The sequence below is a fragment of the Bacillus sp. TH22 genome (assembly GCF_016651015.1).
GTDB lineage: Bacteria > Bacillota > Bacilli > Bacillales > Bacillaceae_G > Bacillus_A > Bacillus_A mycoides.
The window spans coordinates 425511-437771 of sequence record NZ_JAEKER010000001.1 but is presented as its reverse complement, the minus strand read 5'-3'; the positions used below and the strand labels follow the sequence as shown (position 1 = coordinate 437771).

The 12261-nt window shown below is 32.0% G+C and carries 7 protein-coding genes and 3 pseudogenes; 5 read left to right on the top strand and 5 right to left on the bottom strand.

Going from position 1 to position 12261, the window contains the following annotated elements; all coding sequences use genetic code 11:
• Position 1: 1 nt before the first annotated feature.
• Entirely contained in the window at positions 2 to 415 is a 414-nt protein-coding gene (locus JFU18_RS02425) for a magnetosome magnetite crystal formation protein family (RefSeq protein ID WP_002141962.1), read from the top strand.
• A gap of 134 nt (positions 416 to 549) precedes the next feature.
• Here JFU18_RS02425 and JFU18_RS02420 read toward each other — a convergent pair.
• Positions 550 to 1424, bottom strand: a pseudogene (locus JFU18_RS02420) (glycerophosphodiester phosphodiesterase).
• A 46-nt stretch (positions 1425 to 1470) separates the two neighbouring features.
• Entirely contained in the window at positions 1471 to 2271 is an 801-nt protein-coding gene (locus tag JFU18_RS02415; RefSeq protein WP_085311392.1) for a GNAT family N-acetyltransferase, read from the bottom strand.
• A gap of 517 nt (positions 2272 to 2788) precedes the next feature.
• Between JFU18_RS02415 and JFU18_RS02410 the strand changes: the two genes are divergently transcribed.
• Positions 2789 to 3487 (top strand): hypothetical protein, encoded by a 699-nt coding sequence (locus tag JFU18_RS02410; protein WP_088291854.1) that lies wholly within the window; start codon positions 2789 to 2791, stop codon positions 3485 to 3487.
• Positions 3488 to 3578: 91 nt separating this feature from the next.
• Here the strand turns inward: JFU18_RS02410 and JFU18_RS02405 are convergent.
• Positions 3579 to 3961 (bottom strand): annotated as a pseudogene (locus JFU18_RS02405) (winged helix-turn-helix transcriptional regulator).
• A gap of 142 nt (positions 3962 to 4103) precedes the next feature.
• On the opposite strand from JFU18_RS02405, the gene JFU18_RS02400 reads away from it, so the two are divergent.
• Entirely contained in the window at positions 4104 to 4973 is an 870-nt protein-coding gene (locus tag JFU18_RS02400; protein WP_201033849.1) for an SDR family oxidoreductase, read from the top strand.
• A gap of 169 nt (positions 4974 to 5142) precedes the next feature.
• Here JFU18_RS02400 and JFU18_RS02395 read toward each other — a convergent pair whose 3' ends face one another.
• Together JFU18_RS02395 and JFU18_RS02390 are read right to left on the bottom strand one after the other, a co-directional pair.
• Positions 5143 to 6447 carry an MFS transporter gene (locus JFU18_RS02395; RefSeq protein WP_201033850.1) on the bottom strand — a complete coding sequence of 435 codons (1305 nt, stop codon included), beginning with the start codon at positions 6445 to 6447 and terminating at the stop codon, positions 5143 to 5145.
• Positions 6448 to 6560: 113 nt separating this feature from the next.
• Positions 6561 to 7783: pseudogene (locus JFU18_RS02390) on the bottom strand (methyltransferase domain-containing protein).
• A 702-nt stretch (positions 7784 to 8485) separates the two neighbouring features.
• Between JFU18_RS02390 and JFU18_RS02385 the strand changes: the two are divergent.
• Together JFU18_RS02385 and JFU18_RS02380 are read left to right on the top strand one after the other, a co-directional pair.
• Entirely contained in the window at positions 8486 to 10288 is a 1803-nt protein-coding gene (locus JFU18_RS02385; protein ID WP_201033851.1) for an ABC transporter ATP-binding protein, read from the top strand.
• Positions 10281 to 12029 carry an ABC transporter ATP-binding protein gene (locus JFU18_RS02380; protein ID WP_201033852.1) on the top strand — a complete coding sequence of 583 codons (1749 nt, stop codon included), beginning with the start codon at positions 10281 to 10283 and terminating at the stop codon, positions 12027 to 12029. Before JFU18_RS02385 ends, JFU18_RS02380 begins: the two co-directional genes overlap by 8 nt.
• Positions 12030 to 12261: the final 232 nt, after the last annotated feature.

Sequence of the window (12261 nt, the reverse complement as noted above, 5' to 3'; positions counted from 1 at the left end):
AATGATACTATCACAAGATAAAAACATTAAACTAGTGATACATGCAATTACTTTATTATCTTTCTTGGCCTTTTTCCTCTTTGGTAATACACTTTTCTTTATACCGCTCATACTTTATTTCGTTTTCAAATCACAAAGTATAAAAGAGATGAATCTAGAATCAGCCCTTTTCCAATTTGGAGTATGGCTCGCTGTATTTCTTTGGAACTTCGTAGTAATCCGTACGATCATGCTTTCCTTATTACACATTGACTTGAGTACAAATTCCTTATTTGTTATTTTTGGAACAATTCCACTATATATAATACTTTTAGCCGCCGTAATTTTAGGACCACTTAAAGGGATTTTATATGAATTACAAAATAAAGAATTTCATTATCCTATTGTTTCACGATGGGTGCATAGAACTAAATAAAAAGAATCCAATATTTTTATTGGATTCTTTTTTGTTTTCTCTTTTGCATAGTTATTTAAACTTCAGCTCAATGTATTCAATTATGTTACCATCAGGAAAACAGCCGTACATCATTTCCTATCGGGTAATTCTTTTTATTTATGATTTTTCAAATCCAATATTGAATGTAAACGATCCGGATAATTAGTAAACATCCCGTCTACATCCCATATCAGTAACTTTTTCATATCCTTTTCATTATCTACTGTAAATGGATGCACTTCTAATCCATATTTCTTTATTTTTTTACATAGGCTGCATCAATATATTTAAAGTTCATCCCTAGGCCAATGCAGTATTTTTTATAATTCTCAATTTCTAGTTCTGTTAATTGAACTGCTTTTTTATATGATAATAATTGTACTAGAGATATATTGGTATTTAAACTATGAATCTTTTGCAGACTTTCTTCACTAAATGATTGAATAATAACTTTATCATTTATTTGGTAGTGATTAATAATTTCTAATAGTTTTTCTTCCATTCCAGGATATTCATCTGGCGATTTTGTTTCGATATAATAGTTAGCATTATGTCCAAACGTTTCAATAATTTCTTCTAGTGTTGGAACTGTAGCATCTTCAAATTCTTTCTTTGCTAAATTGGAATGCTTTTTATTGAAAAAAGATCCTGCATTTAGTTTCTTTATTTCTTCTAATGTATGCTCTTTTACTAAGCCCGCACCGTTTGTTGTACGGTTTAATGTTTCATCATGCATAGCTATTAAATGTCCATCTTTTGTCATTTGGAGATCTATTTCTATATAGTCACCTTTTAATTGTTGTCCTAATGTATAAGCCACTATTGTATGTTCTGGTGCATATGCAGAAGCACCTCTATGCGCAATGTTTTTTATATGATTTGATTGATTAGTAGCTTTTATATAATTATGTTCATTTACTTGTTGAAAAACAAAGATGCTTATTACTATGAAGAAACAAATGATTGTAATTATAGCTGTTTTTTTCATAACGGTATGTTAACTCCTATATTTAAAACAATTTGACTTGGATGATTTACTCAAATAAATGCCGATTTTCAAAAACAGTCATTTGTCCTACAACTTGAAAGCCGGATTTTTTATAAATATTTATTCCATCAGGTGAAGCTTGTAGTACGCAGTACATATTTTTTAATTGTTTTGCTTCTTGCAGCAGGAAATTAAACATAGTAGAGCCAAAACCTTTTCCTCTCATTTCTTCTTTAGTCGCTATATCATAAATACCGACACTATCTTTCGTACATACTAAAGAGCCAACAGATACTACATCACCTTTATAAAGACCTAAGTATAGTTGCATGTCATCGCTATTCCATAAATCTAAAGAAGAAATTTGATTATAGTAGGATTGAACATTAGAGCCTTCCGCTGATGTACCGAATAAAGCCGCTAACGTTTCGCCAAATTTTTGTATTTGTACCGGCGAAGTTGCTTTTTGTATTATAAAACCTGCTGGTATGTCTAATGTAGGATGAATTGTTTGTAAATCTGCAACCATTGCAATATTATTTTCTGCTTCTATTAATCTAAGTTTTAGTAACTCGTTCTTAAGTGTATTCTCTCTCTTTGCATCCCAACACCAAACACTCATGGGGAACCCTTTTTGATTAAAGTGTTCTATCTCCGCACATAATTCCTCGTTTCCTTCCGTTAAGTTGTTGTTTAATAAAGTAATAATATTAAATGTATCTGTAGGTAAACCACAGTTAACGGTAATATAATCCTTCGTTTTCTTTACACTCATCCCTTGCACATGACGAGCAACATATGAAGTTTTGTATATAAAATTATCTATAAGTAACTTTTGATAATTCATCAATTATGCTCCTTTTAAAAAATAGTAATTAAATAACACCTATATTAAATATAACATATAAGAAATTTCACTTAATCAATGATATTCCCCTTTTTAACCCCTTTATATCACACAATGTAGCATAATAAGAATTAAAAATGATATAACATTGTCGGAATGAAAAAAGTGGTATATAATAAATATTAACATTACTAGTAATTATTTTAGGTATTCCTAGAATAAAGGAGCGATACATATGAAAATTACTATTTATTTCGGAAGTCATGAAGATCAAGATGTTCGTACTATGGACTGTCATTTAGATGTAGAAGATACAGAAGAGATTGTATCTGTATCTTAATATAAATAATGGGATGAAACCTCTTCCCTGCAACGTTTAAGGCACCTTTTATAGGTGTCTTTTTTATTGTTTTTTCGTCAAAAACCCTTTACTTTAGTGCGTTTTAATAGTAAAATATAAATATACGAACAAACGTTCTTTTTTAATTTATTTGTACATGAAGGGATGATTTCAACAATGACTCAAGCAAAGCGCAGAGGAAGAAAAAAGCAAACACCTATTATTTCAAATACAGGCTTTATCGGCTCTGTCTTTATTGATACATTGGAGTTACAAAAGAAATCCTATTATTTCGCTCGTAAAAAACTTCAAATTGTGCATCACGTACTAGATGGTCTATCTGGGGCAACGAGTGCATTATTTAAAGAACATAATATATCCGCATACATGTCATGTGTGTATTTACATAAACAAAAGAAAATCGGCTTTGTTCTTTCAACAAAACCGTTTGAACAAAGTGATGGCGTTGCTTACTTTATAAATTATTTAATCGAAAAGAATTTTTACGGTAACGAAGAAGTAGAATATCAAGAAGTATTTAATACAGGTTTTATTGGTGTAGTATTCGCGGATTTATCTAGTATAGATCGCTTTAATTTTGAGTTTGAAATGGGTATGTTAACGAAATTAATGAAAGATATGATTATTCCGGTTAAAGAGCTCTTTTTGCGCCACAATGTACCGGCTTACATCTCCACTTCTCATTTAGAGGAGCAAAATAAATTAGGTTTCGTTTTATCTGTAAAGCCATATGATGAACGTGCAGAAGCAGATTTATACTTCGAAACATATTTAAAAGAGCGCGGATTATTTATTGGTGATGAAGAAGATGATATTGATAAAATAGTTATTAGAAAGACAGCTGAATTACGATAGTTTTCCAATACAACTTACATTAATAAATTGTTCAGTATTTAATGTGAACTTAATACCTTCCTATTGGTAATAGGAAGGTATTAAGAATTTATTAGTCCTTATGCTTTTCATACATCTCTATTTTTTTATTTAGCACATCTTTACCCCAGACTTGCATTGCTTCTAATACAGGTATAAATTTTCCCCCTGCTCTGTTAAAGAATATTCTACCTTTGGTGGAACAACTTTATAAACTTCTCTGTGTACTAACTCGTCCTCTTCAAGCTCTCTTAATTGTCTAGTTAAGATTCCTTTTGAGATACCAGGTAACATCCTCAATAATTCATTAAACCTAATAATTTCATTTTTGCTTAAATGCCACAAAATCACGATTTTCCATCTTCCTGCAATTGCATTTTGGGTAACTGTTAATGGACAAATTTCTTGCTGTGTTTCTTCAGAAACCGATTCATCTTGATAACTAAAACGTGCCATAATAAAATCTCCTTTTTCGCTAAGTACTATTTTTATGACTATGTTATTAAATTGTGCCTACTTACATAAATCCTTCTTAAGAAATAGTATATGTAATGTATACAAAAATCAAAAATAACGATGTATGTAACGGAGAGATTGTATGAAAGTTTTAGTAACAGGTGCAAGCGGAAATTTAGGTTCTAAAATTGTTGAGTATTTACTTACCAGATTATCAATTGAAGAAATAATTGTTGGTGTACGTGATGACAAGTCTGAAAAAGCACTTAGTTATAAGGAACAAGGCTTAGAAGTACGTGTAACGGATTTTGAAAATCAAGAAACTTTGTTTTCAGCATTCAAAGATGTTGATCGTTTATTCATCATGTCAACATTTGGTGACTTTGATACAGTTATACGTCAGCATACAAATGCAGTAGAAGCTGCCAAAGCAACAGGTGCAAAACAAATTATTTATCCAAGTGTTACAAGAGCAGAAGGAAATGACTTTTTCCTAGCGGGCATGCATAGAGCATGTGAAGTAGCAATTATTGAATCAGGTATTCCTTATGTGATTCTGCGTAACAACTGGTATGTAGAAAATGAACTTGGTACAATTCAAAGCTGTATGGCTGGTGCCCCTTGGGTGACTTCTGCAGGAGAAGGGAAAATCGGTTGGGTATATCGTCCGGATTTAGCTGAAGCAGCAGCGAATGTTTTGGTATCTGCTCGTCACAAAAATAAGATTTATGAACTTTCAGGTGAAAATTTAAAACAACAGCAATTTGTTGATATATTAAGTGAAGTATTAGGAAAAGAAATTCCTTTATTAGAAGTAGATGACTCTTCTTATGAAGAAATGTTAAAAGGTGCTGGAGTACCTGAAGCCTATCTTCCAATGTTAGTAATGATTCAAAAAGGGATTCGTGAAAGAGGATTAGAATCAACACATACCCATTTGAATTTCTTATTAGAACGTCAGGCTACACCATTAAAGCAAGCATTAACACATTTATTAGTAAATACAAAATAGATAAATCAAATTCCACAGCCGAAATCAAATAATAAATTTTGTATTTAAAAAAGTGCCTTTACTTCGACCACCTATCACTTTAGTTAAAGAAGGATTTTTAAACAACATTATTATTTTTTAAAGGACTTTATTGCAAAATAAACATCTTTTTGTTACTTAACAAATTTACTTAGCTACGCAAAACACTATAATCTTTTGAATGAATTTCTAAATTTAACTTATTTGAGTAAGCCTTATTCAAAATAAGAAATACTATCCCTCCTGTAATTGGAAGCGTGTAAGCAGGGATATAATTTAATAATAATCCTGATAATGCCAATGCTATTGGCTGCATCATTTTACCTATACTTAATCCAATACTGAGTACCCTCCCCCTATATTCATCAGGAATCTCTTTTTGCATGAAATAAATTAAAGGAATATCAATTAACGCTATTATTAGCCCTAAAAAGAACATAACAACACAATACGTAATAACGTATACAAAATCATTTACTTCAAAACTTTTGAATAGAACTGGAATTCCTGAAATAATCATAAAAACTGCCAACATTGAACTTAGCTTTTTCAAAAGATAAGAGTAAGAAAAACGATTAGTTATCTTTTTTACTAAAATTGCACCAATTATCATCCCTACTGGAAAAGTCCCTTGAATGATACCAAATTGCTTAGAACTAAGATTGAGAACTGTGTTAATAATGTATGGCAATGGAACAGTTACAGCAAACCCTAAGAAGAAATTAAGTAAAATTAAAATTCGAAACGTATTCTTTAAGCTTTCCTTTTCAATTAAGTATGAAAACCCCTCTTTTATATCTTTAATAAAATTAATTCTCCTTTTTGGGCATTCCTCATTTATGTTGAACTCGAACAGTTTAAAATGAATAAATAATATGGATATACCCGAAAGAATAAATGAAATACCGTTGATAATTATAAAAATTTTAATATCAAAGACTGCAAAAACGATGCCACCTAACATAGGACCGAGAATTAAAGATACAGAATCGATAATTTTACTTATAGAGTTAATACTCATAAGCCGCTCTTTAGAGACGATATTTGGTTTTGCGGCTTCTAATCCTATTCCAAAAAATGTTGTAAATACCGTCATAAGAAAGGTAGTAGTATAAACGATGAATAAGTTTAATCCATAATAGCTGCTTAATATATAAACAGTTATTAATAAGCATCCACTTAGTAAATCCATACAAATAACCAGTTTCTTTTTATCAACCTTATCAGCAATTACACCGGCAAATGGATTCATAACAATCATTGGAATCGTTCCTAAAATGAGCGTAATCGCAAAATTTAACGCAGATCCGGTTATTTGTAAAACATATAATCCTAATGCGAAACTATATATAGAGCTACCGAATATTGATACTGTTTTTGCAATTGAATATAAACAAATATTTCTTAGTTCTTGGTTTCTTTTTTTATTTTCTATATGTAATCGTAAACTTCCCATAATATTTCCCTCCCGCTGAACTTTGTATTACGTACAGTGTAAGTTCTCGGGTCAACCCAATATCAATATGCTAGTATTAAAAACTTTTAAAAGAAAAATTTAAAAAGATGGGGTTAACCCCATCTTTTTCCGAAAAATGAATATGTATAAATTTCTTCTCCTTGAACAAAGAAATCCTCGTATTTTCCTCCTCGTTCTATATATTCTGAAGTTCTTTCATCTATGGAATTAAACTGTAGCTTTTGGATTTCTCCCTTGACTTTTGAAGAAGTAAAATTATCTCTTAATCTAGTTGTAATTTGGCTATTTATGCTAAAATTTTTAAATACAATAAATGAACTTAATAAATAACAATCAGGTTTGAATAGATAGTTTAATTCGTGCAATAAAAAATTTTCATGCTCAAAACTGTAATTACTTGTACCAGACTGATCAATTACAATATCAACAGAATGATTCTGAATAGGTATACTTAAAAAATCAGCGCAAATAAAAAGAATGTTTCTTTTGGAATTTCTTTTTTCAATTACATCTTTTAAAAATAGAAGTTTATTCAAATCTCGATCAACAGCAATATATAAACAATCTTCTGGTAGTTCTTCATAAATATTTCGTAAAAAGAACCCAAGACCCGATCCTAAATCAAGTAACACCTTATTATTTAAATCTAGCTGCATTAGTTTCTTTTTCGCCCATTCTCCTCCTCTTTGTATATTCTCCAAAAAAGTAGTATCTGTTTCATTGATATAATCTGAAATATACCCCTCAAGTAAAGTCCTTTCATATGCTTCAAATGATTTTCCGACTGTTAAAATCCCTGAGGCAATCTCGTATTCTTCACCACAATTGCAAATTAGATTTCCCTCAACAATTTGGTTCTTATTGATAATGCCATCTTCCAGAATTAAATTTCCGTTACACTTAAAACATTTAAATAAATTAAGTACTGTTAAATCTATCCCTAAAATTGAATTCGAAATTTTAGTTGCTGTAGATAAATTATTTAACGCTGTCTTTAATTTATCTTTTCTTTCCTCTAATGTTTTTATTTCTTGTTCAACCTTTTCATATTTCAATTTAAATAAAGATTGATAAGAAGTATCTGTTTCGTAATTCATAGATTTCGCTAAATTTTTATAAAGAAAAAGTTCTTTAATTTCATTCAAACTAAATCCTAGCCATTTGTACTCTAATATAAGCTCTACATCTTTTTGACAATATTCATCAAAAAAATAGTGACTTCCCTTTTTTCAGGAATAACGAGTCCTAGGTCTATATAATGCCTAATCGTATCTACACTTACACTATTTACTTCTGCAAACTTACTGATTTTCATATTATCACTACCATTTATGTATTTGTTTATATATACTTCTTTTTTATTTTTTAAAATCCTTTTATCTCCCTATGCAAGATTATTTATAGTATGAATTAGGATTGCCAATTCTGCATCAGGTTCATAAATAATAACTCAATCTTTAAGATTACCTGTGCCACTAGTGTACGCCACACTTAAAACCTTATTAATATACATGGGGGCACCAACGTTTTACAGATTTCGTACGTTTAGATGAACCACCCTCTTTTCTCTAACTTTTGCTCTAGAAGTCTTACTCTGCCTGCTAAAGAGAGCTACACAAGGCCTCCCAGCTCCCACTTTCATTGTCTAACCTACATATCGATCTCCTGCCTTGTCAAAGAGTACTATACTTATAATTTCATTCCACATCCACATATTGACATTGATAATCATTCTCGATAAAATATCTAATGTAGAATATTCAAAATATATCAATTGGATTTATATAAGGACCTCAAAACAGAAAGGAGTTTCATTATGGTGACAAAAAATAAATTAACTGTACAAGGTTTTATGAATACTGGGCTTTATACAAGCATTTTACGCATATAAAAAAACAGCTATTTATTATTACTCATGACCCTGAACTGATTGCTCTTTCTTGTGATGAAACACTTGAAATTGCAAACGGTCGTATAAAAGAAATTAAAACATTTACACTATAAAGGACGTGAAAATATGGAACATTATACACACCCTGCTCAAAAGAAACATTGGATTCACTCGATTTTACAATTTGCAGCTTCCTTTAGACACCTAATGATTATTTCTACTTTCTTAGCTATTATTAGCGTTATTGGTGGACTCGTTCCTTATGTAGCCATCTATTATATTCTTAAACTATTAATAGACGGTACCCAAACTATAAGTAGCATTAGCTATTGGATTTTCATTGCTACCTGTGGCTATTTCGTACAAACAGTATTTCATGCACTCTCAAGTTATTACTCACATCAAGTTGCTTACAGTATTTTAGAGAATATTCGTTTGCAATTAGCTGAGCGTCTCATGCGTGCGCCACTTGGACACATTATCAATCAACCTGTTGGTAAGATGAAAAATGTCATCGTTGATCGTGTTGAAACATTAGAACTTCCACTTGCCCATATTATCCCTGAAGGGCTATCCAATATTTTATTACCAATTGGTGTTTTTATTTACTTGTTAACAATCGATTATCGAATGGCATTAGCTACACTCATTACCGTACCAATCGCGTTCATGATTTATATGATCATGATGCGCAACTTTAATTCACAATACAAAAATTACATGGAGGCTAGCAACCACGTTAACAGTGTGATTGTTGAGTATGTAGAAGGAATTGAAGTCATTAAAACATTTAATCAAACAAACAAATCTTATAAAAAATTCTCTCATGCTATTACATCATTTAAGGATTACACATTAAATTGGTTCCGTAGCACATGGCCTTTAATGACTCTCGGGAATGCGCTCCTCCCCTCAACGCTTGTTGGAACACTTCCAGTCGGATTGCTTCTTTACAAAAATGGTACTATTGAACCAGCAGAACTTATTATCTCATTAACTTTATCGATGGGATTAATTCATCCGCTCATACAATTGACAACTTTCGTTAATGATTTTAAATCTATCGAATATGCAGTGAATGACACAAAGGACTACTTACATCTAGAAGCATTATCGGTTGCCCCTACTTACAATCTAGTACCAACTCACTTTCAAATAGAGATGAATCATGTTGCATTTGGTTACAACGAAGAACATACAGTTATCCGCGATCTATCGTTAATTATTCCTGAGCGTAACTATACCGCACTTGTAGGTCCGTCTGGTAGTGGTAAATCCACTATCGCTCGGCTCATAACACGCTTTTGGGATGTATCTAATGGAAGTATCAACATTGGTGGCATCAATATTAAAGATATTCATCCAAACGATTTCAGTAAGATGATTAGCTATGTTGCACAAGATAATTTCCTTTTCCGTACAAGTATATTAGAGAATATTCGCATGGGGAATCCCAATGCTTCAGACGATGAAGTTTTCCATGCAGCTCGCCTTGCTCGTTGCGATGAATTTATTAAATCATTACCAAATGGCTATCAAACGGACTCTGGTGAAGCTGGAAAAAAACTATCTGGCGGTGAAAAGCAGCGTCTTGCGATTGCACGTGCTATTTTAAAGGATGCACCAATTATTATTTTAGATGAAGCAACAGCGTTCACAGATCCTGAAAATGAAGCTGAAATTCAAAAAGCATTTAATGAGTTAGCTTCAAATAAAACACTAATTGTTATTGCTCATCGATTATCAACGATTAAACACGCTGATCAAATTGTCGTCTTACAAAGTGGCAATGTTCATACTATGGGTACCCATGACCAGCTCTTACAAAGTAATAATTTGTATCAAAAACTATGGCGAGCACATATTGGTGCAAGTAAAAAAGATATTCAATCAGACTATGTAACTAAGGAGGGACATTCCAATGTTTAAGATTATAAAACGAATTCTGAATTGGACCGGTCCTTATAAAAAGCGCGTATATCTTGGGTTCGTCTTCTCATTTTTCCAAGCTATTTGTATTACTTTACCCATTGTCATCTCTGCTAAGGGACTGCAATATATGCTCGATGACTATCATGGTACAAAAGAATTAACTTCACAAACAATTTGGTTACTCCTTTTATTTATGGTGATAGCAATTTTAGGACGATTCCTCTTTTCTTATTTAAAAGCTGTTTATCAAGAGAGTGTCGGTTATGAACTCGCTGCATCACATCGCATTCAGCTTGGGAACACATTAAAAGGAGTTTCACTCGGTTTTTTCAATAAGTACCGTACAGGTGATATTAATGGTATTGTAACTACCGATTTATCATTTGTGGAAATGATGGCAATGAAAATGATTGATATTGTTGTAAACGGTTATATCATGACATTTACAATGATTTTATTCTTATTGTTCTACAATCCCATTATGGCACTTATTGCAATTGCTGGCGTTATACTATCTATGATCTTTTTACAATTACTACAAAAACATAGCCGGAAAAAGGCCCCCGTACATCAACAAAGTCAACATGAACTCGTTAACAATACACTTGAATACTTACGTGGTATGTCGGTTGTAAAAAGCTTCAACCAAGAAGGTATAGCATCACGAAATATTAACAAGGCCTTTAAAAATAGTAAAAATGTTAACATTGAAATTCAAAAGTCATTCGGTTTTTATAATGTCGGTCACCGTATGGGGCTGAAGCTTGCATCAGTTTTACTTGTTCTCGTTGCTTCGTCACTTGTTTTATCCGGTGATATGGAGTTTTCTGACCTGATCTTAATCACACTATTTTCTTTCGTTATGTTTGATAGTATTGAACCAATTAGTGATGCCACACACGTTCTTGAAACAGTTGACAATATGCTAGATAAGCTGGATGCTATTGAACAAACAGAATTTGTCGATACAAAAGGTAAAGATATACATTTAAAACATTTTGATATCACGTTCGATCATGTTTCATTTAGCTATAGTGATCGCCCAATTATCCAAGATGTATCACTTCATATAAAAGAAGGAACAACAACTGCAATTGTCGGTCCGTCTGGTTCTGGTAAAACGACACTATGTAACTTAATCGCTCGTTTTTATGATGTAGATAAGGGGGCTATTACAATTAATGGTATGAATATTAATGAATTAAGTCTTCATACATTAATGTCATCGATTAGCATGGTATTCCAAAATGTTTATTTATTCAATGATTCTATTTATAACAATATACATTTCGGTAATCCTAAGGCGACGAAAGACCAAGTCATTGAGGCGGCAAAAAAAGCGCAATGTCACGACTTTATCATGTCACTTAAAGATGGGTATAGTTCGGTGCTAACAGATGGTGGATCTTCTCTATCTGGAGGTGAGAAACAACGTATTTCCATCGCCCGTGCTATCTTAAAAAACGCACCAATTATTATTTTAGATGAAGCAACCGCAAGCCTTGATCCTGAAAATGAATCGCTCATTCAATGTGCACTTGATGAGCTGACAAAACGAAAAACCACACTCATTATTGCCCATCGACTTGCAACAATTCAAAACGCCCATCAAATCGTTGTACTTGAAAACGGAAAAATTGTTCAAAAAGGAACACACGAAGAACTAATCCAACGTGAAGGTACATATCGTCGTTTCATTCGTATTCGTCATGAAGCAGAAAACTGGGTTTTAAAATAATTTCTCCTATTTGAAAGAAAAACGAGTATAAACCTAGATTCGGTTATACTTGTTTTTTTTCCTATTAAGCATGCCCTATTGCTTGTAACACAGCTTCATGAATTAATTCTGATAACGCAATAAAATCTCTCATGGCTTGTTTTGGAGAACCATCGATTTCTAAGCTTGATGGAGGTGTGTCGGGACCTCATTTTTGATTTAATTAAATAAAAATAAAAAACCCGCGAATTAT